Below are 21,942 nucleotides of genomic sequence, written 5' to 3'. Positions count from 1 at the left end.
GGTCATGACCGCAGAGTCGACCCCCCTCACCCTCGCGCAGCTCGCCGAGCTGGCGGGGGTCTCGACCGCCACGGTCTCCAAGGTCGTCAACGGCCGCGCCGAGGTCTCGCCGGAGACGCGGGCCGCCGTCGAGGCCCTGATCCGGCGGCACGGCTACCGCAGGCAGCGCCGGCGGCCCGCGCCCGCCGCCGTGGTCGAGGTGGTCTTCCACGCTCTGGAGGGCGACTACCCGGTCGAGATCATCAAGGGCGTCGAGGAGGTGGCGCGCGAGCACCGGCTCACGGTGGCGGTGTCGGAGCTGCACCGCTCCGATCCCGCGGAGCAGGACTGGCTGGAGGGCGTGTTACGCCGCCCCACCGGGGTGGGCGTGATCGCGGTGTTCTCCAGCCTCGACGAGACGCAACGGGAGCGGCTCGCCCGGCGCGAGATCCCCCTCGTCCTGCTGGACCCGGCCGACGACCCCGGCAGGGGGATCCCGTCGGTGAGCGCGGGCAACTGGAACGGTGGGCTGGCGGCCACCCGCCATCTGCTGGAGCTGGGGCACCGCAGGATCGGCGTCATCACGGGCCCCGGCTACGCGCTGTCCGGCCGGGCCCGGCTGGACGGCTACCGCACCGCCCTGGACATGGCGGGCGTGCCCGCCGATCCCGATCTCGTCGCCTGCGGCAGCTTCCTCATCGAGGGCGGCCTGGCGGCGGCGCAGCGGCTGCTGCGGCTGCCCGATCCGCCGACGGCCATCTTCGCCACGAACGACGGCCAGGCGATCGGCGTCTACCACGCGGCCCACCGGCTCGGCCTGCGCATCCCCGACGATCTGAGCGTGGTCGGCTTCGACGACCTGCCGTCCGTACGCTGGGCCCTTCCGCCGCTCACCACGATCCGCCAGCCGCTCACGGCCATGGCCGAGGCGGCCACCACCATGCTGCTGGCGCTCGCGCACGGCGAGCCGCTGCCGCAGAGCCGGATCGAGCTCGCCACCGAGCTGGTCGTCCGCGAGAGCACCGCAGCTCCCCGCAGGTGACGTCCGCGAGCGGGGGCGGATCGGGCCTGGTGCGGTCTTGACGAGCCGGATACCCGGCCGCCCGTAGGCTGGCCCTATGACGTGGAGCCGGACCAGCCATGGTGCGGACGGGTGACAGCGGTTCGATCCCGGGCGCGGCGATCGCGTCGTCCCGCCTGGACGACCTGCTGATCGAGGCCGTGTTCAGCGTCGGGGCCCACCTGGGCGCCGTCTACGTCCTGGATCCCGGCGACGAGCTGCTGAACATGGCGGCCTCGGTCGGGGTGCCGGCCGCCACCGCCAGGGTCTGGGCGCGGCTCCGGACGAGCGACCCCGCGCCGGTCGCGCTCGCCGTACGTGAGCGGCGGCTGCTCTGGCTCGGCGACCGGGTGGCCATGGCGCGGGCCTTCCCCGCGGCGGCGCTGGCGCTGCCTTACCATTTCGGCCTCGCCGCCGTCCCGCTGTGCGCCGACGGGGCCGCCTGGGGCGGTCTGGTCCTGGGCTGGCCGACCGGCGGCGAGAGCGAGCTCCCCCGCCGCCTGCGCGACGTGATCGACGACGTCGGCGCCAGAATGGGTCACCTGCTCCAGCAGGCGCACGCGCGCGGCCAGCCGGTCGCCCCGCATCCGCTGCCCCGGGTGCTGGACCCGATCCGGGCGCACCCGCCCGGCCCGTACGCCGGGCTGACCGCGATCAGCTGCCTGAGCAGCCTGCCGGAGGGCTACTGCCATCTGGACGGGCACGGCCAGGTGACGCTCGTGACGGCGGCGGCGGCCGAGCTGCTCGCCTGCCGGCCGTCGGAGCTGCTCGGCAGGCGCTTCTGCAAGGCGTTGCCCTGGCTGGACGACCCCGTCCACGAGGACGGGTACCTCTCGGCGATCATGAGCCACCGGCCCACGGCGTTCACCGCCCGCAGGCCCGACGGGCGGCTGCTGACGTTCCACTGCTATCCCAGCCTGCCCGGCGTCACGCTGCGGATCACGCCGGCCGGCGACCCGGGGCCCGCCGTCGAGGACACCGGGGACCGGACCGGCGTGGCCGGCCTGCACGACCTCCTGCAGCTCGCCACCGCCCTCGCCCGGGCGACCACCGCGCAGGACGTGGTCGCCCTGGTGGCCGACCGGGTCCTGCCGGCCTGCGAGGCGCAGGCGATGGCCATCCTCACCTGGGACAGCGGCCGGATGCGGGTGGTGGCCGCGCGCGGATACGGCGCGGAGGCCCTGGAGTCGTTCAACGGGCGGCCGGTCGGCCACGTGGTGCACGAGCGCCACGACGGCGACGAGGCGGCCCCGGCGTTCTACGGGAGCGAGGACGAGCTCCGCGCGGCCCATCCCGACATCCGGCCCACCGGCGGCATGAGCGCCTGGACCATGCTGCCCCTCGTGGCGCTGGGCCGCTCGATCGGCACGTGCCTGCTGGCCTGGGACCGCCCGCACGAGTTCGGCGTCGAGGAACGGGCCCTGCTGAGCGCGATCGGCGGGCTGGTCACCCAGGCGTTCGAGCGGGCCTGGCTGTACGACCACAAGCACCAGCTCGCCCAGTCCCTCCAGTCGAGCCTGCTGCCGAAGGACCTCCCCGTGTTCCCCGGCCTGGAGGTGGCCGCCCGCTACGTCCCGCTGACGCCGGGCATGGACATCGGCGGCGACTTCTACGACCTGATCCGGCTCGACGACTGCCTGGCCGCGGCGGTCATCGGCGACGTCCAGGGCCATGACATGACCGCCGCCGCGCTGATGGGCCAGGCCCGCACCGCCATCCGCGCCCACGCCGCCGCCGGCACGAGCCCGGGAGAGGTGCTCGCGCGCGCCAACCGGCTGCTCACCGCGCAGACCCCCGAACGTTTCACGAGCTGCCTGTACGTCGCCTTCGACCTGCGCCGCCGGGTCGCCTTCCTGGCCAGCGCCGGGCACCTGCCGCCGGTGCTCGGCCTGCCCGGCGGGCCCGCCGAGATCATCGACCCCTCCTCCGGCCTGCTGCTCGGCATCGACCCGGACGCCGACTACGTCACCACGACCGTGAACGTGCCGCCCGGGGCGACCCTCGCCCTCTACACCGACGGCCTGGTGGAGGTGCCCGGCGGCGATCTGAACGACGGCATCGCCGCCCTGGCCGCCCGGTTCGCGCCCGCTCCCGGCCACTCACTGGACGACCTGGCGGACGACCTCATCGCGGCGGCCGGCGAGGAGCGGCGCACGGACGACAGCGCCCTGCTGCTCCTGCGCAGCGCCGCCCCGCTCTGACGGGGTGTGAGCGGGGCCGGTGGCGGGGAGATCTGCCCGGATGGGAATGGTCGGCATGGGGGCGGCCGGCGCCGCGGGATGGTTCGCCGGGCAGGGCTGGATCCAGCTGGGTGAGCTGGCCCTGGCCCTGCTGCTGTCCGCGCTGATCGGGCTGGAGCGGGAGTCCCGGCAGAAGAGCGCCGGGCTGCGTACGCACTCGCTGGTCGGCTTCGCCTCGGCGCTGATCGTGATCGTGTCCAAGCACGGCTTCTCCGACGTCCTCGGCGAGCACGTCACGCTGGACCCCTCGCGGGTGGCCGCCCAGATCGTGACCGGGATCGGTTTCATCGGCGGCGGCCTGATCTTCGTCCGGCGTGACGCGGTGCGGGGCCTGACCACGGCCGCGGTGGTCTGGCTGACCTGCGCGGTGGGCATGGCCGCCGGATCCGGTCTGTGGCTGCTGGCCGTCGTGGTGACCGCCGGCCACTTCCTCGTGGCGTTCGGCTTCCCGCCGCTGGAGGCCCGGCTGGCGCGCTCGCGGTACAGCCAGGCGCGGCTGCGCGTGACGTACCTGGACCGCCGGGGCGCGCTGCGGCAGGTGCTGTCCCTCTGCACGGACCGGGGGTTCGTCATCGCGGAGCTGAGCATGGAACGCCCCCGCGAGGGCCGGGACCCCCACGTCATCTCGGTCTGGCTGGTCGTGCAGGGTTCGGGCGCGATCGGCCCGCTCATCGCGGAGCTGGCGGAGGTCGAGGGCGTCCGCGCGGTGTCGAGCGCCGAGATCGAGGGGACGGTCGTCTGACCCCTCCGCGGAGGGGTCAGACGACCGGCTACCCCAGGACGGGGAAGTTCGCGCGCAGCACGCCGTGCGTGTCGCGGGCGCGCTTGATCTCCCGCAGCCGGGCGAGCGTCGCCGCGGGGAAGGCCTGCTCGGCCCGCTCGCCGCCGGCCAGCATCGTGTACGGCTTGCGCCCGCTGACCACCCCGCCCAGCTCCTCGGCGAGCGCGGCCTGCCGGGCGCCGACGGCCGCCGCCTGCCCGGGCTCGGCCGCCGGCCCGAACATGTAGACCAGGTACGGCTCCGTCACCGGCCCGCTCGGCCCCGCGCCGGGACGCTCGGCGGCCAGCGCGCCGCCGAGGTGCCTGACCTGCAGCCCGAACATCGGCTCGACCGGCTCCTCCGCCAGCACCTTGGCGGTGGTGTCGTCCACGGCGGTGAGCAGCTCGGTGCGCCCGCGGCCGGGCGAGGGATCGGTGGGGTCGTCGGCGATGTCGCCCAGGTCGGCCACCGCGACCGGCCCCCGCCTGTCCACGACCAGGTCGCCGATCCGGTCGAGGCGGGCCAGCAGCGCCCGGCCCTCGGCCTCGTCGCCGAGGAAGGCGGTGTCGATCCCGACCATGGGCGGGGCCTGCGGGAACCGTACCCGGCCGAACCAGGCGGTCAGCTCGTCCGGCGCCCCGGCGGTGAGCTCCAGGAAGGCGTCGAACACCTCGCGGGCGCGGTGGCCCTGCCACATCATGCGGCCGCCGTACAGGGCGGGCGCCGGGTACAGGTCGAACTCGACGGCCGTGACCAGCGCGAAGTCGCCGCCGCCGCCGCGCAGCGCCCAGAACAGGTCGGGGTCGGAGTCCGCGGTGACCCGGGCCTGCTCGCCGTCGGCGGTGACCACGTCGAAGGCGCGGACGCTGTCGGCGGCGAAACCGTGCCGTCGGCCGAACCAGCTCAGGCCGCCGCCGAGGGTGTAGCCGGTCACGCTGACCACGGGGCTGCTGCCGGCCAGGCCGGTGAGGCCGTACGGGCCGGCCGCCGCCAGCACCTTGCCCCATTTCGCGCCCGCGCCGACGCGGGCGGTGCGCGCCTCCGGATCCACGCCGACCTCGTCCAGCGCGCCGGTGCGCAGCAGGATCACGCCGTCGGCGGCGCCGGAGGCGCCGTGGCCGCTCGGCTGGGCGGCCACGGCGATCCCGGCGCGGCGCGCGTACGCGACGGTCGCGGCCACGTCGGCGGCGCTCGCCGCCTCGACCACGGCGGCCACCCGCTGCTCCACCGACAGGTTCCACGGCCTGGACGCCTGTTCGAACCCGTCGTCGCCGGGCAGCAGCACCCGGCCCTCGGTGGCCGCGCGCAACTCGGTGTGCGTCATTCCCCATCACTCCTTCAGCTCGCCCCCGTGCGGAGGTCACCCTTTGGACGATCAGCGACGCGCGGACGTGACGGTCACCTGAGTGACATGCGTCACAGCCCATCGAATGGGAACGGTCCGGAAATCGACGTTCCGTCATCCGCCGAAAACACTTCGCGTCATTTCCACGGAAAGCAATTCCGGGATGACGCGACGTCACTTGCAGAACAAAATACGGTCGCCCGTCTTTCGGCCGTGTCTGGAAGGATCAAAGGAAGCGAAGGGAGGCTTTTGAGATGGCATTGGCGAATATCGGCTTACGACGCTTGCTCGTGGACACCGGCGAGCCCCGGGACTGGGTGACGCCACGGACGGACCTCGTCACGGCGCTGCTGGGCGTGTGGTTCGGCATCGGCCTGATGATCGACGCCTGGGCGCACACCAATCTGGACGGCGAGCTGGAGACGTTCTTCACCCCCTGGCACGCGGTTTTCTATTCGGGATTCGCGGCGGTGTCCGGCTGGATGATCTGGCAGGCGTGGCGCAACGTACGCGCGGGCCGGCAGGGCCTCGCCGCCGTGCCGCGCGGATACCTGGCGGGGCTGGTGGCGATTCCGGCATTCGCCGCGTTCGGCTTCGCCGACATGATGTGGCACACGCTGCTCGGCATCGAGACGACCGTGGACATCCTGTTCAGCCCGTCGCACCTGGGGCTGATCACGACGATGCTGCTCATCATCACCACGCCGCTCCGCTCCGCCTGGAACGCCCCCGACGTGGGCCCGCGCCCGTCGCTCGGGCGGCTGCTGCCCGCGCTGGTGGGGCTCGCGTTCGCGACCACGCTGGTGTCGCTGTTCCTGTCGTACGGGGACGCCATGCAGTGGCGGCCGGCCCGCATCGTCGAGGCGTTCTCCATCGTGGACGACGGCGGTGCCGAGCGGCTGGCGACCGCGATGGTCATCAGCAACGTCATCCTGCTGGCCCCGGTGCTGCTGCTCGTGCGCCGCTGGGAGCTGCCCTTCGGCGCGATGACCCTCATGTACGCGGTGGCGGTCCTGATGTCGGGCGCGCAGACCGAGTTCGAGAACCTGCCGGTCCTGCTGGCCGTGGTGGGCGGGGGCCTGGTGGGCGACCTGCTGATCCGGTGGCTGCGGCCGTCGGCGGCGCGGCGCCGGGAGTACTGGACGTTCGCGGGGCTGTCGGGCTTCGCCACGTGGTCGCTGTACATCGGCGCGGCCTCGGCGGCGGGCGGCGGCATCCCGGCCGTGCCGGAGCTGTGGACCGGCGCGCCGATCGTGGCCGGGCTGATCGGGCTGGTGCTCGGCGTGCTGTTCCTGCCGAACGCGACCGTTCCCGCCCCCACCGGCGGGGCCGGGGCCGGCACGGCCGTCAACGTCGAGAAGGCATGAGGCCCGCCCGGCTGCTCGTACTCGCCGCGCTCCTGCTGACGGTCCTGTTGTCGTTGGGGGCGTCCCCGGCCGCGGCGCACAACGTCTCGGCCGGGGCGGACCTGCGCATCGCGCAGACGATCGCGGGCGCGGAGCTCACGGTCGTGGTCAAGGGCACCACGCGGGTGCCCGGCCCGCTGCGGATCGGCATCATCGCCTACCAGCCGGTCACCGGCCTGCCGGTCGCCCTGGAGGTGCGTTCGGCCGAGGACGGGCGCACGGTGACGGGCGAGGCGCTGGCGTCGGCCGATCCGCGTTACGCGGAGCTGCGGGTGGAGCGGACCGGGCCGCACGTGCTCACGTTGCGCGCGGGCGGAGAGAGCGCCGTGGTGCCGTTCCGGGTCCTGGTGGAGCGGGGGTCGGGGGCGGAGCTCCTGATCTACGGCGGGTTCTTCGTGGCCGGGGTGCTGCTGGTGGGCGGGCTGCTCACCGGGGCCCTGGCCCGGCCGGGGCCGGCGATGGCGGTGGCGGCCGGGGCCGCGGCGGGGGTGACGGTGGCGGCGATGGCCATCGTGTTCGAGCCGATGGTGCCGGCGGGGCCGCCCGACGGGGCCGCGCCGCCGGTCACCGCCCTGGCCGGTGGGGGGCGGCCGTACGTGCAGGAACGGGTGGCGACGGTGCCGGAGCGGCCGGTCGCGGGAGAGGAGTTCACGTTGCGGGTGGATCTGGTGGACGGCTCCACCGGGCGGCCCGCGGACGACCTGACCGCCCACCACGAGGCGCTCGCCCACCTGGTCGTCACCAGCGAGGACGGGAGCTACTTCCGCCACGTCCATCCGCTGCGCACCGGGCCCGGGCGGCTTGAGGTCCGGCTGCGCGCCGACCGGCCGGGCCGCTACCTCGCGCACGCCGAGCTGGAACGCGAGGACTCCGGCGGCCAGCTCCTGGCGGCGAGCTTCGACGTACACGGCTCAGGCGCGCAGCGAGCCGCCGGCGACGCGGGCGACGCCGGCGACGGCGCGGGCGACGGCACGAGCAGCGATGCGGGCGGCCTCACGAGCGGTGACACGGGGACGGGTGGGGCCGTGCCGGTGGTGACGCCCGCTGTTCCGGTCGCCGGGCGGCCGGCGACGGTCGAGGTGGACGCGAGCGGGCCGGTGCGGCCCTGGCTGGGCATGGCGGGTCACCTGATCGTCCGCGACCGCGACGGCGCCTTCCTCGGCCACGTGCACGAGATGGGCTCGCCGGGCGCCCGGCGGCTGCGCTTCACCTTCAGCTTCCCGGCCGGGGGAAGCTACCTGGCCTGGGTCCAGTACGCGCTGGCCGACCGGATCGTGACCGTGCCGTTCACGGTCGAGGTGAGCGCGCCGGAGAACGCGCGATGAGGCGGCGGGCCCTGATCGCCGCCGCCCTCGTCGCGGCCGCCGTGGTGATCTTCGTCGTGGGCCGGGGCATGGCGGCCGAGCCGCTGCGCGCGTCGGTCGCCGGCGCCCACTACGCGGCCACCGTCGTCATCGACCGGCCCACGACCGGCCCGATCATCGTCGAGGTCGGGGTGACCTCCGGCGACGCCTACACGGTGGCGGTCTCGGCGGTCATGACCGGCATGGGCCACGCCACGTCGGAGCTGTCCGCCCGCGCGACGGCGCCGGGCCGCTTCGTCGCCGAGGGCGAGCTGTTCCTGATGAGCGGCGCCTGGGAGGTGTCGCTGCGGGTGAACGGCGCGGCGGGCGAGGAGACCCTGGTCGTCAACGCGCTCGTGACCGGCTGAGCCCCCGGCTCAGTCCAGCCGGACGACGACCTTGCCCCGCACGCCGCCCGCCTCCAGGGCCCGGTGCGCCTCCGCGATGTCCGCCAGCGGGTACACGGTGTCCACGACCGGGCGGATCGCGCCGGACTCGACGTAGCGAGCGAGGTCGGCGAGGAGCCGGTGGTCCTGGTTCCCGCTGAAGACGCGCACCCGCCGCCGGCCGTGCACGGCGGAGAGGGCGACGTACGCCAGCGACGCGGCGGCCCGGTCGAGGTCGAAGGCGATCGCCACCATCCGGCCGCGCGGCGTCAGGAGGCGGCGGTAGGCGGGCTGCTCGGTGCCCACGGTGTCCAGGACGACGTCGAAGGGCGCCAGGTCCGCCGGGCCCGTGGTGCGGTAGTCATGGGCCTCGTGCGCGCCGAGCTCGCGTACGAGGTCGAGGTTGCGCGCCCCGGCCAGGGCGGTGACGTGGGCGCCGAGCGCCCGGCCAAGCTGCACCGCCACGACGCCCACGCCGCCGCTGCCGCCGCGGACGAGCAGGCGCTCGCCCGGCTGGAGCCGCGCCTTGTCGCGCAGGGCGGTGATCGCCGTGGTGCCGACGACCAGCGCCGCGGCCTCGGCCGGTTCGAGGCCGGCCGGGGCCAGGGACAGGTGGCGGGGGCGGATGGCCACGTACTCGGCGGCGGTGCCGAACGTCCGTCCGGGCCCGCCCCAGACCAGGTCGCCCACCCTGGGCCCGCGTACGCCGGGGGTGACGGCGACGACCTCCCCGGCGAGGTCGAGGCCGATGCGCTTCGGGAAGCCGCGGCCCATCAGCCCGGTCACCGCCCGCAGCCGGCCGGCCCTGCCGTACAGCTCGCCGCCGTTGACGCTGACGGCGCGCACGCGCACCAGCACCTCGCCCGGGGCCGGCACCGGCCTCGGGACCTTGCCCACGTAGAGCACTTCCGGTGGCCCGTACCGGTCGAACAGGGCCGCGCGCATCTCACTCGCTGTGTCCATGAACGGGACGCTAGCCAAATAAACGGATAAGGCTCTCCAGTTACGTTAAGGTGAGAAACATGCCTGGTCATCCCTCTCAGTTGCGGGCGGACGCGCGGGACAACCGGCAGCGCATCCTCGACGCCGCCAGGGAGGCGTTCGCCGCGCGCGGGCTCGGCGTGCCGATGGCGGCCGTCGCGCGGCGGGCCGGGGTCGGCATGGCGACGCTCTACCGGCGTTTCCCCTCCCGGGAGTCGCTGATCACGGAGGTGTTCGCCGACGAGCTGACCGTGTGCGCGTCCGTGGTGGAGGAGGCGCTGGCCGACCCCGACCCCTGGCGCGGGTTCTGCGCGGCGATCGAGAAGGTGTGCGCGATGCAGGTCGCCGACCGGGGCTTCACCGAGGCGTTCCTGACGGCGTTCCCCGAGGCGGTCGACTACGAGCGCGAGCGCACGCGCGTCGAGGCGAGCTTCGGCGAGGTCGTCCGGCGGGCCAAGGCGGCCGGGCGGCTGCGCGCCGACTTCGCGATGGCCGACCTGATGCTGCTGCTCAAGGCCAACTGCGCGATCGCCACCGGACCGGAGGAGGAGGCCGCGGCGGCGTCGCGGCGGCTGGTGGCCTACCTGCTGCAGTCGTTCCGCGCCGAGCACGCCGTGCCGCTGCCGCCGGCGCCGCCGCTCACCCTCGACAAGCTGATCAGCCCGTCGGCCCACTAGGTGTACGTCAGATCACGCACCCGTCCTTGCCCAGGTCGTGCGCCATCCGCCGGTAGTCGGGGCATCGGGTGAAGTCGTCGGCGGTGCACCGCATGAGGTGCTCGATCAGCGCCTTCGAGGCCGATATCTCCTGGAGCCGGCGTTCCAGCTCGGCGTGGTGCCGCCGGAGCAGGGCCTGGCGCTCGGCCTGGCCGGAGACGGTGAGGACGTCCCTGATCTGCTCCAGGCTCATGCCCGCCGCCTTGGCGCGCACGATCGTCAGGACGCGTACGACGTGGTCGCTGGTGTAACGGCGGCGGCCGTTGACCCTGGTGGCGGGGGTCAGCAGACCCATGGCCTCCCAGTGGCGCAGGACGTGGGGGGCGAGGCCGAACCGCTCCGCGAGCTCCCCGATCTGCATCCACTCGCTTGACCTCATGTTCACATTAACTTGCAGACTTGCCTCCAGGTCAAGCGATCATGCTCTCCGGAGGCAGAAGATGTTCGGCGTCGCCGCCAAGGGCGGCGGCAATGTGCCACTCGCCTGGCCACCTCCGCCGCGGTATCCGTCCGCGGCCTCGGCCTCTCGCTCGGTGTGGCCCTCTCCGGCGGCCTCCTCGCCCGCGAACTCCATGGGCCGGCCCCGGAACCAAGGGCGACGGCCGCCGTCATCCCGGACGTGCTGTTCTGGGACGCGCCGGCGGCCCTCGTCCTGGTGGCGTTGCCGGCGTTCCTGCCCCGGACCGTCAACCGGCCCACGGCATGAAGCGCGTCACGCGGCGATGTGCTCCGGGCGGACGCCCATGCCGATGAACCGGCCCATCAGGTGGCGCAGCGGCGGCAGCGTCCGGAACGCGGTGAAGATCGGGGGCGCGTGCCGGGTGGTGTCGTCGCCCAGGTCCTTGGGGTAGAGGTCGCGCAGGATGCCGAGCTGGAAGGCCTGGGTGACCCTCGCGGCGCGTTCTCTGCGTGACTGCACCCGGGCCAGGTCAGCGTCCTGTGGGGTGCCGCCCCGGGCGAGAAGCGGGCCCAGCAGGTTGGCGGCGGCCACGGCGTCCTGGACGGCCAGGTTGATGCCCACGCCGCCGGCGGGCGACATCGCGTGGGCGGCGTCGCCGATGCACAGCAGTCCCGGCCGGTGCCAGCGGGACAGCCGGTCCACCCGGACGCTCAGATGGTGCACCGCCTCCCAGTCGCGGATCTCCTCCACCCGGTCGCGCAGGGCCGGGGCCAGATGCGCCACCCGGTCACGGAACGCCGGCAGGCCGGCGGTCTTGAGCTCGTCGAAGGCGGCCGCCGGGATCGCGTAGGCGAGCTGCCAGAAGTCGCCACGGTCGATGGAGATCAGTGCCCCCTTGCCGCCCTGGAAGAAGGGCACTTGGTCCTGCGGGCGGCGGGGCAGGCGGAACCACAGCACGTCCATGGGGGGCGAGGCGCTGACGGGGGTGAGGCCGGCGCGGGCCCGTACGGTGGAGTGGCGGCCGTCGGCGCCGATCACCAGGTCGGCCCGCACCTCGACGGGGCCGTCGGCGGTGTCGGCCAGGACGCCGGTCACCCGCCCCCGATCGGTGAGCAGTTCCGTGGCCCGGGCGCGGCGCAGGAGGCGGAAGGAGGGGTAGGCCGTGGCCTTGCCGGCCAGGAAGTCCAGCACGTCCCACTGCGGCATGAATGCGATGTAGGGGCAGCGCACGTTCAACCGGCCGAAGTCGGCGAAGGTGACGTCCCGGCCGCCCATGTTGACCGCCACCCGCGACATCTTGACGTGCGGGAGGTCCAGGAACTCCTCGATCCAGCCCAGCTCGACGATCAGTTGCAGGGTCGAGGGGTGGACGGTGTCGCCGCGGAAGTCGCGCAGGAAGTCCGCGTGCTTCTCCAGCACGATCACCTCGACGCCCTGACGGGCCAGCAGCAGCCCCGCCATCATGCCCGCGGGGCCGCCCCCGACGACACAGCATTGTGCGCGCATCTCATCCTTCTTCCGGAAACAGCAGCCCGACCAGGGCCGCGATGTCGATGGGGGTGCCCAGCCGCCGGTTGACGGCGACGGTGGCGAACAGGGTCCTGGAGGCCGTGACCGTGTCGTGCGGGCGCAGCTCGCCGGCATCGATGCGGTCGAGCAGGAAGTCGCCGATGAGCCGCTGGCCCTCGCCCACCAGCGCCGCCAGCGGCGCGCGGGCCTGGACGGCGCCGAAGAACACCGCCATCAGCTCGGCGTTGTCGGCCAGCAGCCGGTCGAACGCCTCCAGCAGCTCGGTCAGCACCACGACAGCCGGCCGGGTGTCGTGGTCTTCTGTCCGCAGCTCCCGCAGGCGTGGCAGGAAGCCCCGCTCCGACAGCAGCGTGTCCACCATCGCCTCCTTGCTGTCGAAGTAGCGGTACAGCAGGCCCGGTGTCACCTCGGCGGCCTGAGCCACGTCCTTGACCGTGGCCCCGTCCACGCCCTTCTCGGCGAACACGCGCAAGGCCGCGTCCAGCAGTTGCTCCCGGCGCCATACCGCCTGCTCACTTCGTGACCTCGCCATGCCCTCACCTCGCTGAGTAAACGTTTATTCAACATAGCAAGCAGGTGCCACCGGCGCACGACGCCGGGCGCTCGCGCACGACGGCATTGATCCACTTCATCGTCAAAGGACGCGCGTGCCTGACACCCGGATTCATGCCAAATACCGGACGCACGTTTCCGGACGAACGCTGTCCACCGAAATCCCCGGTGAATTCCTCAAGTGGCCGGGATATCCTCGCGCTGAAAGGGAATCCTGCGGCGCGGGGCTCGCCGGCCACCTCTGGAGAGTACATTCATGCGATACACCCTTTTTGGGATCGGCACTCTGGGCATCATCGCCACCCTCCAGGCGTCCGGCATCGTCACCGCAGGTCACGCCCATGCCGGACCGGCCCCGGTCGTCTGCGCCAGGGGAGGAACAGGGCAACTGACGGTTCAAACTCCCTCGGTCATCCTGGCCGGCGCGCCCGGCACCACACCATTCCAGGTACAACTTGACCTGGAGGGCGTCGGTGCCGCACGACCGGTAATTCCCGGTGAGGATATCCTGGACATTCCTGCCCAGATATCCGGCCGCGTCACATTCTCCTTAAAACCCGGCAAACGGTTCGAGGATTATGACAATCGCGCGGCCGCCGCGACAGCCGAATGGGTGGCTCCCCTCCAGGGGACGGCGGCGGGCGGTCGCGCCTTCCTGCACGGTTCCGGCCACCTGGACACCGGCACGTGGAAGGCGGTTCCCGGCGCCTACCGGCTGCACGCGACGAACCTCGCGCTCACCCTTCCCGGCGCGGGACCTTGCCACGTGAGCGACATCGGGCCCCTCGGCGAGTTCTTCGTGCAGCCGCCGGCCACGGCCGGGGACGGCGACCCGGCGTCGTCGCGCCTGGTGGCGGCGATCCGCAGCATCATGTTCATGCTCGTCGTCGCAGGGGTCGGCGTCTTCCTCTACGCGAACAGGCCCGAGAGGTTCAGACGCGGTCGGAAGCCACGCACGGCCGGGCCCGGCGCTCCGCGACACGAGCGGGCCCGCGCACCGCGCGCGCTGCCGGAGCCCGCCGGTTTCGAGTCCCGGCCGCACCTGCGCCTCTTCCGTACCTTCACCTCGATCGCCGGGGGCTGCCTGCTCACGCTCGGGCTCGTCGTGAGCTGCGCGATCGACCGGCGCATCACTCTGGACGATCTGCCCGGCCTCCCGGGCCGGCCGTCCCCGCCCGTGCCGGATCGCGCCTGGCCGACGGCCATTCCCTCCCAGGCCGGCGCCCGTCCCGGCCCGCCCCCACTGCCCGGCAGGTGACGCATGACCGAGGAAGCGCGCACTCGCCTTCTGCCCGCCTGCCCACGGCAGCGCCTGGCGCTGCTCGTCCTGGTCTCGCTGCATGTGGCAGTCGCGCTGACCATGCTGATCAATCAGATCCGTCCGCCGCAGATCGACGTGGCACAAGCAGGCATTCCGGAGCTGACCAGGATCTCGAACTTCCTCGCCTCGCTCGTCTACTGGCAGTACCTGCCCGGCTGGGCACTGCTGGCGGTGCTGTCGGCCGTCGCCGTGGGACATCTGCGGTACGCCAAGGCCCGCCACGTGCCGCCGCACCGCCGTGAGCGAGTGGCACGGCGATACCGGAGAACCCTCGTGATGACACTGCTGGCGCTGCCGGCCTCGAAGATCCCGTCCCTCCTCGACGTGGCCGTCTGGCCGCGCGCCCACGCGCTGGCCTTTCTCCTGTGCCTGCCGCCGACCCTGTACGCCTTGTGGCTCGTGCACCACATGCAGCGCTTCCGGCGGGTGCCCGTGCGCTTGCTGATGACCGCCCTGGCATGGGGAGCGGTCATCGCCACCGGCTTCGGCCTGACCATGAACGAGTGGTGGAAGTCCTTCTCCACCCTGCACTTCCCGCTCCCGGAGAACCCCCTGGACATGACGCACCTGAAGGACATCGGCCTGCCCATGATCACGGGCGTCTTCGAGGAGCTCGGCAAGGGGGCGGGCGTGGCCATCCTCTTCCTGCTCCACCGGCGGCACTTCGACTCCGTCGTCTCCGGCATCGTCGTCGGCGCCGCGACCGGGCTCGGCTTCAACTTCGCCGAGAGCGTCACGTACATGGCCGCCTTCGACGGGTCGGGCGCCGGCTTCCACTTCTGGGCCCGGCAGGTGTGCGGGCTCATGGCCGCGCACACCGCGTTCACCGCCATCACCGGCGCGGCCTTCGGCATCGCCCGGCAACTGCACAGCCGCCCTCAGCAGATCATCACGATCGCCCTCGGTTTCTGCACGGCGGCGAGCGCGCACTTCTGCAACAACGCCATGCTGGACTACATCGCCAAGGAATCCCGCACGTGGTTCACCACCGATGACGCCGTTGACGTCCTGGTGCTGACACCCGCCCAGCTGCTGCTGTTCCAGGGCCCTTTGGTCGTCCTGTACGTGCTCCTCCTGCGCCGCGGGCTGCGCAGTCAAGAGGGCGGCCTGCGCGAAGCGCTGGCGGACCTGCCGCGCTCCGCCCAGGACGTGATCGACGCCCAGGAAGCAGCGGTGCTTCTCTCACCCGCCCGGCGCTTCCGGCTCAAGGTGGACGCCCTGCGCGCCGCGGGAAGCCTGCGCCACGGCGTCACCGCCTACCACCGTCTGTCGCGCCTGCACGCGGCCCAGCTCTCGCTCGCCACCGAGCGCTGGCACCACCTGCGCGGTGAGAGGGACCCGTCCGCTCTTGACGAGGAGACGTTGCACGCCCAGATCCTGCGGCTGAAGGCGGCCGTATGACCAGGCCCCCGTGCACGCTGATCGCAGGATGGCTGGCCGCGGCAGCCGCGGGCGTCATGATGTTCCTGCTCCTGGACGCCGCGCCCGCTTCGGCCGCCTGTGGCACGATCACCTACGAAGCCGATCCTTCCCATCCCTTCGAACTGCCTGAGCTGGGCTGCGATCCGGCCATCCCCGCGGTCGGCACGGGCATCGCGAGCACGCTCGCCCTCGTCGCGACCACGCTGCACGCCCTCAGGCTGTATCGTGCCGGCGCCGCCGAAGAGTGGCTCACGGGGGCACGACGCCGCCCACGCGACATTCTGGACGACTTGGCCCAGACCAGATGGGCGAAGGAAGCATATGACTCCTTCCTGGCCGACTCCAGGGACATCACGGCGATCAGTGCCAACACGCGGGACGTGCTGCGCATGAACGGCTCGTCCGGATTCACGGAGAAGGAGATCTCGGATGTCAAACGGCATCTGATGGAGACGGCACACCGCATCGAGGACCGCGAGACGGGGGAAATCGTTCTCCGGAGCTTCGACGCCGACCCGGAGATCGCCGACGCCTGGATCCGTCTGCGGTCCGGCAGGCCGCTGCCCGAGGACTTCATCCTCCTTGAGCACGAACTGGCGGAGCTGAACTACCTGCGTGAACATCCCGGCTGCACCTACCAGGAGGCGCACGCGGCAGCCAACGAGACCTACCATTGGGAGAGCCAGGTCCCTCTCAACATCCGCGAAGACATGGAAAGCGACTGGTGAATGGCGGCGATCGTCTACTTCTCGAAGGTGCACGAAGACTCGCTGAGCGTGCGCTACGTCTTCGGGGCCGACTCAGCCGCGATGACCTCGACTCTCGTCGTCGACAAGGGAGAATGCCGGGCCTGGCCGGAAGAAGGCGCGGTCGACTACCACTTCCTCAAGGCTTCCCGGAAGATCATCTCGCTTTTCGACGAGACGAATGAGTGGCCGGCGCGCGGAATGAGCGTCAGTTGACCACCTTGCTCATGCGACCGATGCGCCTCCACGATGCGCCTCCACAGTGCGCCGTCAGCGGAGACGGCGTCACCGTGATGGTGTCCGCGTCCGAGATCGCGGGCGGCCGGATCAAGCACCGGCCATCGTCGATCGAAGTGATGGCGAATCAATCCGGGGTCGCGGCTGCGCCCGGCGGCTGACTGCCGGGAAGGCCTGTCGTGCCGGCAGGCGAAGGACCAGGAGCGCCCGCGCGGAGGAACTCGCGGGCGCCGCGCAGTCTGGTGCGCAGTCGTCGCCGGGTCGCCGTGCAGTCGAGGCGTACGTCGGCGGGACCGGGGACGCCCGACCCGGCGCGCAGGCCGGTCGGCAGCCGGGCCGGGTCGAGCCCGTCGCGGCGGGCGATCAGGCAGCCGAGTTCGTGGCGGCTCACCGCGTCGGGGCCGGCCACATGGTGGACGCCGGCGGGCCCGGACGCGGCCAGCTCCAGCAGGGCCGCGGCGAGGTCGCGGACGTGCACGGGGCAGCGTACGTCGTCGGTGAACAGCACACCGTCCGCCCGGCCCGTGGCCAGCGCGTGCACCCGGGCCTCCTGGGGCGAGCCGCCGTCGCCGATGATCAGGGAGGTGCGGACGACCGCCGCCGCCGGGTCGATGGCCCGCACGGCCACCTCGGCCGCCGCCTTGGCCGCGCCGTACGGGGAGATCGGGTCGGGCTCGGCGTCCTCGGCGTAGGTGACCGCCCTGCCCGAGAAGACGGCGTCGCTCGACACGTGGACCAGGCGGGCCCCCTGCGCGGCGCAGGCGAGCGCCACGTGGGCGGCGCCGGCCGCCGTCGTGGCCCAGTCGTCCTGCCGGTAGGCGGCGTTGACGACGACGTCGGGGCGCAGCGCCGCGAGCACGGCGGCCACGGCGTCCCGGTCGCGGACGTCGAGCGGCCGCCACTCGGCCGCCGCCGCTCGCCCGGGACGGCTGAAGCAGGTGGCGGCCACCCGGTGGCCGGCCGCCGCGGCCTGCCGGACGAGCTCGCCGCCGAGGAACCCGCCGCCGCCGACGATGGTGACCCTCACGCGCGGCCCCCTGGATCAGCCGGTGACTTGCGGGCGGACGTGCCCACGTCGGCAGACTACTGCCGCGATGATCCCCTTTCGGTAGATTCGGACTGATCAACGTGTTCGTCATCCGGAGGAGTCCCGTGACCGTTCCTCAGCTGACCGATGTGCATCCGGCGTGGCTGCCGCCGGAGGCGTTCCTGGCGATCGGCTCGCGCCAGGTCCTCGTGCTGGGCGAGGGTGCGCTGGTGGACACGGTCCGCGAGGAGGTGGCGGCGGCGACGGCCCGGCACGGCGGCGGAGCACGGCCCGGCGGCTGTGTGCTCGCCCTGAGCGGCGCGGACGGCCTGCCGGAGCCGGCGCGGGCGGTCGCCGCCGAGGCCGGGCCCACCGGCGCGGAGGGGTACGCCCTGGCCCGCCGCGACGGCGTCACCGTCGTCGTCGCCGACGCCCCCGCCGGGCTGCTGTACGGGCTGTTCCACCTGGTACGCCTGGGCGAGGCGGCCTTCGCGCCCGGGGACCTGCCGGTCGAGCGGCACGCGCCCGCCGCGGCCCGGCGCATGCTCGACCACTGGGACAACATCGCCGTGCACCCCGTGATGGGCCAGGTCGAGCGCGGCTACGCGGGCGGCTCGCTGTTCTGGCGCGACGGGGAGCTGCGTGAGGACCTGAGGCGGGTGCGCGCCTACGCCCGCTTGCTGGCCGCCGCCGGGATCAACGCGGTCGCGATCAACAACGTGAACGTGCACGCCGCCGAGGCCCGCCTGCTGACCGACCGCCTCGACGAGGTTGCGGCGATCGCCGCCGAGCTGCGCCCGTACGGGATCCGCGCGCACGTGTCGGTCGGTTTCGCCTCCCCCGTCGTCCTCGGCGGCCTGCCCACCGCCGATCCTTTGGACGAGGAGGTGCGCCGGTGGTGGGCGGACGCCGCCGACCGGGTGTACGCGGCGGTGCCGGACTTCGGTGGGTTCGTGGTCAAGGCCGACTCCGAGGGGCAGCCGGGGCCGTTCGCGTACGGGCGCAGCCACGCCGAGGGAGCGGACGCCCTCGCCGCCGCGCTGGCCCCGCACGGCGGGGTGGTGCACTGGCGGGCGTTCGTCTACAACCACCGGCAGGACTGGCGTGACCGCTCCACCGACCGCGCCCGCGCCGCCTGCGACCACTTCGCCCCGCTCGACGGGCACTTCGCGGAGAACGTGATCCTCCAGGTCAAGCACGGCCCCATGGACTTCCAGCCGCGCGAGCCGATCTCGCCGGTGATCGCCGCCATGCCGGCCACGAAGCTGGCCGTGGAGCTCCAGGCGACGCAGGAGTACACCGGCCAGCAGCGGCACGTGTGCTACCTGGCGCCGATGTGGAGCGAGCTGCTGGCCTTCCGCCCGTGGGGCGAGGAGGGCCGCACCGTCGCGGACGTGGCCGTGGACGGAGGCGGGCTGGTCGCCGTCTCCAACGCGGGCGACGACCCCTACTGGACCGGCCATCCCCTGGCCCAGGCCAACCTGTACGCCTTCGGCCGGCTCGCCTGGGACCCCCGCCTTGACCCGGCCGCGATCCTCGACGAGTGGGCGGACCTGACGTTCCCCGGAACCGCGGCCGAGCTGCGCGGCACGCTGCACGCGATCATGGACGGGTCGTGGCGGACGTACGAGCGCTACACCGCCCCGCTGGGCGTCGGCTTCATGGTCCGCCCCGGCCACCACTACGGCCCGGACGTGGACGGCTACGAGTACACCCCGTGGGGCACCTACCACTTCGCCGACCGCGACGGCGTCGGCGTGGACCGCACCCGGGCCACGGGCACCGGCTTCACCGGCCAGTACCCGCGGCCGTGGGCCGACGTGTACGAGTCGCTGGAGCGGTGCCCGGACGAGCTGCTGCTCTTCTTCCACCACGTCCCGTACGGGCACGTGCTGCGCGGCGGCTCGACGGTGATCCAGCACATCTACGACACGCACTTCGCCGGGGTCGAGGAGGTGTCAGCCATGCGGGCGCACTGGGACAAGCTGGACGGCTCGGGGCTGGTGGACCCGGCGTACCACGCCCGCGTCGCGGAGCTGCTGGCCGAGCAGCAGCGCTCCGCCGAGGAGTGGCGCGACCAGGTCAACACCTACTTCTTCCGCAAGTCGGGCGTGCCGGACGCGCGCGGCCGGCGCATCCACTGACGTTCAGGCGGTGAACCACTCCTCGACCTCGGCGATCACCGGCCGGCTGTTCCTGAGCAGCGCGGCGGCGAACGCCGAGGCCAGCAGCGCCGTCAGCAGCTCGGTGCCGATCATGGTGGGGCCGGCGGCCACGACCAGCAGGGACGTGTTCGCCAGGGCCGCCTTCGGATGGCGCAGCAGGAAGTAGGAGGCCAGGCGGGCCACGTCCACCGCGCGGAAGGCGAACAGCGAGGTGATCACCAGCGCGTTGCCGGCCCAGAGCAGCCCGCCGAGCGCGACGAGCACCAGCAGCCCGGCCCACCAGCCGGGCACCCCGGCCGCGCCGAAGTTGGCCAGGGTGGTGCCGACGACCGCAACGCCCGCCAGCCAGGGCGCCCAGATCTTCAGCGCCCCGGCGGCGTTGGCCCGGTAGCCGCGCCAGAACGCCGCCGCCGGGCGCAGGTCGGCGAGGTCCCGGCTGCGCCGGCGCAGCGCGTACAGGGCGGCCGACAGCGCGGGGCCGAGCGGCAGCGCGCAGAGCGCCACCAGCGGCACGTTACTGGCGTCGCCGCCGAGCAGGGTCAGCGCGGCCAGGCCCGGCGCGACGGCGAGCAGGAACATGGCCTCGACGACCATCAGGGTGTAGATCAGCGCGGCGGCGCGGGAGAGCGGCCCCTCTCCGAAGCGCGATCCGGCCGCCGCTCCCCCGGTCCGGGTGCTCATGGCGCTCAGCCGTGCTCCTTCTTGAAACGGTCGTAGGCGGTGTTGACCAGGTTCACGTAGGAGGCCATGTTCTTGCCCTCCAGCTCCTTGACGTAGGCGTCCCACTCGCCGAGGTCGCGCTCGCCGAGGATGAACTTGAGCGTCTGCTGGGTGACGTAGTCCTTCAGCGGGGTCTCCCAGAGCGTCGCCTGCTCGCGCTCCTCCTCGTTGAACGGGTGCGGCGGCTCGATCGGCCACGCCTTGCGGGCGTTCATCACCTTCTGGAACTCCAGCTCCTCCTGCGAGAAGGTGGAGTTGAGCAGCGCGGTGGTGCCGCCGTAGGCGAACACGCCGTTGGAGAAGCCGAAGTCCTTCTGCAGGTGCTTGGGCGCGCCGGGGTTGAGCCCGACGAAGTCGATGTCCTTGGCCAGCTGGTACGCCCCGGACCCGTCCTTGGTGTACGTGACGCCCTCGACGCCCCACTTGGCGAACTCCTCGCCCTGGTCGGAGTACCAGAGCCAGTCGATGAACTGCATCATGGCGACGAAGTTCTTGTTCTCCAGCGCCTTCTTGGAGATCATGACGCCGTTCTCCAGCCGGGTGCCGATCTTGTACTCACCGACCGGGCCCATCGGCACCGGAATCTTGGCGATCTTGGCGTCGGGGACGAGCTTGGTCAGCGTCGGCCGGTAGTCGTTGATGATCGTCTGAGCGTTGGTGCTGATGACGAACGACTTGCCGGAGTTGAACTTCTGCTTGGCCTGCTCGTCCTGCTGGGTGAAGCTCTCCGGGTCGAGCAGCTTCTCCTTCACCAGCTTGGCGAGGTACTCGATCATCTGCTTGTACTGCGGCATCGCGCCCGTGTAGACGAACTTGCCGCTCGCGGTGTCGAAGGTCGCGTGCTGGTACTCCCAGCCGCCCTTGGTGCCGTACGCCTGGGCGACGAGCTTGAGCAGGTTGCCGCCCGGCGTCGGCACGCCCCAGCGGTCGGTCATCGGGTAGAGGTCGGGATACTCCGCCTTCATCGCCTTCAGCACCGTGTAGAGGTCGTCCCAGGTCTTGGGGACCTCCAGCTTCAGCTTCTCCAGGATGTCGGTCCTGACGGCCAGCGAGTAGTCGACCCAGACCTCCTCGTGCAGGCCCGGCAGCAGGTAGATGCGGCCGTCGGCCTGGCGCAGGGTGTCCAGGTCGGGGCCCATGTTCCACTTGGCGATCTTGTCCTTGAGGTTGGGCATGAGATCGAAGTAGTCGCTGACCGGCAGGATCGCGCCCGAGGAGACGAACGCCTCCTCCTGCGGGTGGTAGGTCTTCGGGATGATGAGCGGGGCCTGGCCGGAGCCCACGAGCAGGCCGCGCTTCTTCTCGTAGTCGCTGAGCGGCACCTCCACCGGCTTCAGCGTCACGTTCGTGCGCTTGGTGAGCTCCTGCCAGAGCAGCCAGTCGTTCTTGTTCGGATAGAACGAGTGGTTGTTGTAGAGCACGTCGAACGAGACCGGCTCGGTCGCCTTGAACTGCTGGTTGACGCCGTAGTTGGCCATCGCGGCGGCCCTGTTGCCTGACACGTCGGCGGCCTTCTTCGGAGTCTCGTCCTCGCCGCAGCCGGCGAGCACGAACGTGAACGCGCCCAGTCCGATGATCGCCTGACGCCGTGAGATGTCGCGCATGG

At 72.5% G+C, this 21,942-nt stretch carries 22 protein-coding genes; 14 read left to right on the top strand and 8 right to left on the bottom strand.

Annotation, left to right across the window (positions count from 1 at the left end):
- Positions 1 to 4: 4 nt before the first annotated feature.
- From SMD20_RS07575 to SMD20_RS07565, 3 genes are all read left to right on the top strand, one after another.
- Entirely contained in the window at positions 5 to 1,021 is a 1,017-nt protein-coding gene (locus SMD20_RS07575) for a LacI family DNA-binding transcriptional regulator (protein WP_329576794.1), read from the top strand.
- Positions 1,022 to 1,119: 98 nt separating this feature from the next.
- On the top strand, positions 1,120 to 3,240 hold the full coding sequence (locus tag SMD20_RS07570) for a SpoIIE family protein phosphatase (protein WP_329576791.1): 2,121 nt from the start codon (positions 1,120 to 1,122) through the stop codon (positions 3,238 to 3,240).
- Positions 3,241 to 3,280: 40 nt separating this feature from the next.
- On the top strand, positions 3,281 to 4,021 hold the full coding sequence (locus tag SMD20_RS07565; protein WP_329576788.1) for an MgtC/SapB family protein: 741 nt from the start codon (positions 3,281 to 3,283) through the stop codon (positions 4,019 to 4,021).
- A gap of 28 nt (positions 4,022 to 4,049) precedes the next feature.
- Here the strand turns inward: SMD20_RS07565 and SMD20_RS07560 are convergent, their stop codons facing one another.
- Positions 4,050 to 5,363: an FAD-binding oxidoreductase gene (locus tag SMD20_RS07560; protein WP_329576785.1), complete on the bottom strand. Its 1,314-nt coding sequence runs from the start codon at positions 5,361 to 5,363 to the stop codon at positions 4,050 to 4,052.
- A gap of 311 nt (positions 5,364 to 5,674) precedes the next feature.
- Between SMD20_RS07560 and SMD20_RS07555 the strand changes: the two genes are divergently transcribed.
- Genes SMD20_RS07555 through SMD20_RS07545 form a run of 3 tightly spaced genes read left to right on the top strand, consistent with a single transcriptional unit; the run spans position 5,675 to position 8,501 of the window.
- The gene (locus SMD20_RS07555) at positions 5,675 to 6,751 is read left to right on the top strand and encodes a hypothetical protein (RefSeq protein ID WP_329576782.1); all 1,077 of its coding nucleotides are present in this window, start codon (positions 5,675 to 5,677) and stop codon (positions 6,749 to 6,751) included.
- Positions 6,748 to 8,115 carry a hypothetical protein gene (locus tag SMD20_RS07550; protein ID WP_329576779.1) on the top strand — a complete coding sequence of 456 codons (1,368 nt, stop codon included), beginning with the start codon at positions 6,748 to 6,750 and terminating at the stop codon, positions 8,113 to 8,115. Before SMD20_RS07555 ends, SMD20_RS07550 begins: the two co-directional genes overlap by 4 nt.
- Entirely contained in the window at positions 8,112 to 8,501 is a 390-nt protein-coding gene (locus SMD20_RS07545) for a hypothetical protein (RefSeq protein ID WP_329576776.1), read from the top strand. Before SMD20_RS07550 ends, SMD20_RS07545 begins: the two co-directional genes overlap by 4 nt.
- Before the next feature lie 9 nt (positions 8,502 to 8,510).
- On the opposite strand, the gene SMD20_RS07540 is transcribed toward SMD20_RS07545, so the two are convergent.
- Positions 8,511 to 9,482 (bottom strand): NAD(P)-dependent alcohol dehydrogenase, encoded by a 972-nt coding sequence (locus SMD20_RS07540; RefSeq protein ID WP_329576774.1) that lies wholly within the window; start codon positions 9,480 to 9,482, stop codon positions 8,511 to 8,513.
- 59 nt (positions 9,483 to 9,541) lie between these two features.
- Between SMD20_RS07540 and SMD20_RS07535 the strand changes: the two genes are divergently transcribed.
- Positions 9,542 to 10,177 (top strand): TetR/AcrR family transcriptional regulator, encoded by a 636-nt coding sequence (locus tag SMD20_RS07535; RefSeq protein WP_329576772.1) that lies wholly within the window; start codon positions 9,542 to 9,544, stop codon positions 10,175 to 10,177.
- A gap of 7 nt (positions 10,178 to 10,184) precedes the next feature.
- Here the strand turns inward: SMD20_RS07535 and SMD20_RS07530 are convergent, their stop codons facing one another.
- Complete coding sequence (locus tag SMD20_RS07530) at positions 10,185 to 10,595, bottom strand: MerR family transcriptional regulator (RefSeq protein WP_329576769.1); 411 nt, start codon at positions 10,593 to 10,595, stop codon at positions 10,185 to 10,187.
- 156 nt (positions 10,596 to 10,751) lie between these two features.
- Between SMD20_RS07530 and SMD20_RS07525 the strand changes: the two genes are divergently transcribed.
- Positions 10,752 to 10,922 carry a hypothetical protein gene (locus tag SMD20_RS07525; RefSeq protein WP_329576767.1) on the top strand — a complete coding sequence of 57 codons (171 nt, stop codon included), beginning with the start codon at positions 10,752 to 10,754 and terminating at the stop codon, positions 10,920 to 10,922.
- Between the two features lie 6 nt (positions 10,923 to 10,928).
- On the opposite strand, the gene SMD20_RS07520 is transcribed toward SMD20_RS07525, so the two are convergent.
- Entirely contained in the window at positions 10,929 to 12,122 is a 1,194-nt protein-coding gene (locus SMD20_RS07520) for an FAD-dependent oxidoreductase (RefSeq protein ID WP_329576764.1), read from the bottom strand.
- Position 12,123: 1 nt separating this feature from the next.
- On the bottom strand, positions 12,124 to 12,678 hold the full coding sequence (locus tag SMD20_RS07515; protein ID WP_329576761.1) for a TetR/AcrR family transcriptional regulator: 555 nt from the start codon (positions 12,676 to 12,678) through the stop codon (positions 12,124 to 12,126).
- Between the two features lie 276 nt (positions 12,679 to 12,954).
- Between SMD20_RS07515 and SMD20_RS07510 the strand changes: the two genes are divergently transcribed.
- Genes SMD20_RS07510 through SMD20_RS07490 form a run of 5 tightly spaced genes read left to right on the top strand, consistent with a single transcriptional unit; the run spans position 12,955 to position 16,585 of the window.
- On the top strand, positions 12,955 to 13,956 hold the full coding sequence (locus SMD20_RS07510; protein ID WP_329576757.1) for a hypothetical protein: 1,002 nt from the start codon (positions 12,955 to 12,957) through the stop codon (positions 13,954 to 13,956).
- Between the two features lie 3 nt (positions 13,957 to 13,959).
- On the top strand, positions 13,960 to 15,420 hold the full coding sequence (locus SMD20_RS07505) for a PrsW family intramembrane metalloprotease (RefSeq protein WP_329576754.1): 1,461 nt from the start codon (positions 13,960 to 13,962) through the stop codon (positions 15,418 to 15,420).
- Positions 15,417 to 16,169 carry a hypothetical protein gene (locus SMD20_RS07500; protein ID WP_329576751.1) on the top strand — a complete coding sequence of 251 codons (753 nt, stop codon included), beginning with the start codon at positions 15,417 to 15,419 and terminating at the stop codon, positions 16,167 to 16,169. Before SMD20_RS07505 ends, SMD20_RS07500 begins: the two co-directional genes overlap by 4 nt.
- On the top strand, positions 16,170 to 16,403 hold the full coding sequence (locus SMD20_RS07495; RefSeq protein WP_329576748.1) for a hypothetical protein: 234 nt from the start codon (positions 16,170 to 16,172) through the stop codon (positions 16,401 to 16,403).
- Positions 16,400 to 16,585 (top strand): hypothetical protein, encoded by a 186-nt coding sequence (locus SMD20_RS07490; protein ID WP_329576745.1) that lies wholly within the window; start codon positions 16,400 to 16,402, stop codon positions 16,583 to 16,585. Before SMD20_RS07495 ends, SMD20_RS07490 begins: the two co-directional genes overlap by 4 nt.
- Here SMD20_RS07490 and SMD20_RS07485 read toward each other — a convergent pair.
- Positions 16,552 to 17,451 (bottom strand): sugar nucleotide-binding protein, encoded by a 900-nt coding sequence (locus SMD20_RS07485; protein WP_329576743.1) that lies wholly within the window; start codon positions 17,449 to 17,451, stop codon positions 16,552 to 16,554. The genes SMD20_RS07490 and SMD20_RS07485 overlap by 34 nt on opposite strands.
- 125 nt (positions 17,452 to 17,576) lie before the next feature.
- On the opposite strand from SMD20_RS07485, the gene SMD20_RS07480 reads away from it, so the two are divergent.
- Positions 17,577 to 19,595, top strand: coding sequence for an alpha-glucuronidase (locus SMD20_RS07480; protein ID WP_329576740.1), 2,019 nt, complete (start codon positions 17,577 to 17,579; stop codon positions 19,593 to 19,595).
- A gap of 3 nt (positions 19,596 to 19,598) precedes the next feature.
- On the opposite strand, the gene SMD20_RS07475 is transcribed toward SMD20_RS07480, so the two are convergent.
- Complete coding sequence (locus SMD20_RS07475; protein WP_329576739.1) at positions 19,599 to 20,297, bottom strand: hypothetical protein; 699 nt, start codon at positions 20,295 to 20,297, stop codon at positions 19,599 to 19,601.
- Positions 20,298 to 20,302: 5 nt separating this feature from the next.
- Positions 20,303 to 21,940, bottom strand: coding sequence for an ABC transporter substrate-binding protein (locus tag SMD20_RS07470; protein ID WP_329576736.1), 1,638 nt, complete (start codon positions 21,938 to 21,940; stop codon positions 20,303 to 20,305).
- Positions 21,941 to 21,942: the final 2 nt, after the last annotated feature.

The organism is Nonomuraea sp. LP-02, from assembly GCF_036289125.1.
Classification (GTDB): domain Bacteria; phylum Actinomycetota; class Actinomycetes; order Streptosporangiales; family Streptosporangiaceae; genus Nonomuraea; species Nonomuraea bangladeshensis.
The sequence above is the reverse complement of the archived record's forward strand: the minus strand, read 5'-3'. Positions and strand labels throughout refer to the sequence as shown.

What these genes read in the sequence shown, in the direction of transcription:
- SMD20_RS07575 (WP_329576794.1), top strand. Translation starts at nt 5, where the DNA reads ATGACCGCAGAGTCGACCCCCCTCACCCTCGCGCAGCTCGCCGAGCTG.
- SMD20_RS07570 (WP_329576791.1), top strand. Translation starts at nt 1,120, where the DNA reads ATGGTGCGGACGGGTGACAGCGGTTCGATCCCGGGCGCGGCGATCGCG.
- SMD20_RS07565 (WP_329576788.1), top strand. Translation starts at nt 3,281, where the DNA reads ATGGGAATGGTCGGCATGGGGGCGGCCGGCGCCGCGGGATGGTTCGCC.
- SMD20_RS07560 (WP_329576785.1), bottom strand. Translation starts at nt 5,363, where the DNA reads ATGACGCACACCGAGTTGCGCGCGGCCACCGAGGGCCGGGTGCTGCTG.
- SMD20_RS07550 (WP_329576779.1), top strand. Translation starts at nt 6,748, where the DNA reads ATGAGGCCCGCCCGGCTGCTCGTACTCGCCGCGCTCCTGCTGACGGTC.
- SMD20_RS07545 (WP_329576776.1), top strand. Translation starts at nt 8,112, where the DNA reads ATGAGGCGGCGGGCCCTGATCGCCGCCGCCCTCGTCGCGGCCGCCGTG.
- SMD20_RS07540 (WP_329576774.1), bottom strand. Translation starts at nt 9,482, where the DNA reads ATGGACACAGCGAGTGAGATGCGCGCGGCCCTGTTCGACCGGTACGGG.
- SMD20_RS07535 (WP_329576772.1), top strand. Translation starts at nt 9,542, where the DNA reads ATGCCTGGTCATCCCTCTCAGTTGCGGGCGGACGCGCGGGACAACCGG.
- SMD20_RS07530 (WP_329576769.1), bottom strand. Translation starts at nt 10,595, where the DNA reads ATGAGGTCAAGCGAGTGGATGCAGATCGGGGAGCTCGCGGAGCGGTTC.
- SMD20_RS07520 (WP_329576764.1), bottom strand. Translation starts at nt 12,122, where the DNA reads ATGCGCGCACAATGCTGTGTCGTCGGGGGCGGCCCCGCGGGCATGATG.
- SMD20_RS07515 (WP_329576761.1), bottom strand. Translation starts at nt 12,678, where the DNA reads ATGGCGAGGTCACGAAGTGAGCAGGCGGTATGGCGCCGGGAGCAACTG.
- SMD20_RS07510 (WP_329576757.1), top strand. Translation starts at nt 12,955, where the DNA reads ATGCGATACACCCTTTTTGGGATCGGCACTCTGGGCATCATCGCCACC.
- SMD20_RS07505 (WP_329576754.1), top strand. Translation starts at nt 13,960, where the DNA reads ATGACCGAGGAAGCGCGCACTCGCCTTCTGCCCGCCTGCCCACGGCAG.
- SMD20_RS07500 (WP_329576751.1), top strand. Translation starts at nt 15,417, where the DNA reads ATGACCAGGCCCCCGTGCACGCTGATCGCAGGATGGCTGGCCGCGGCA.
- SMD20_RS07495 (WP_329576748.1), top strand. Translation starts at nt 16,170, where the DNA reads ATGGCGGCGATCGTCTACTTCTCGAAGGTGCACGAAGACTCGCTGAGC.
- SMD20_RS07475 (WP_329576739.1), bottom strand. Translation starts at nt 20,297, where the DNA reads ATGAGCACCCGGACCGGGGGAGCGGCGGCCGGATCGCGCTTCGGAGAG.
- SMD20_RS07470 (WP_329576736.1), bottom strand. Translation starts at nt 21,940, where the DNA reads ATGCGCGACATCTCACGGCGTCAGGCGATCATCGGACTGGGCGCGTTC.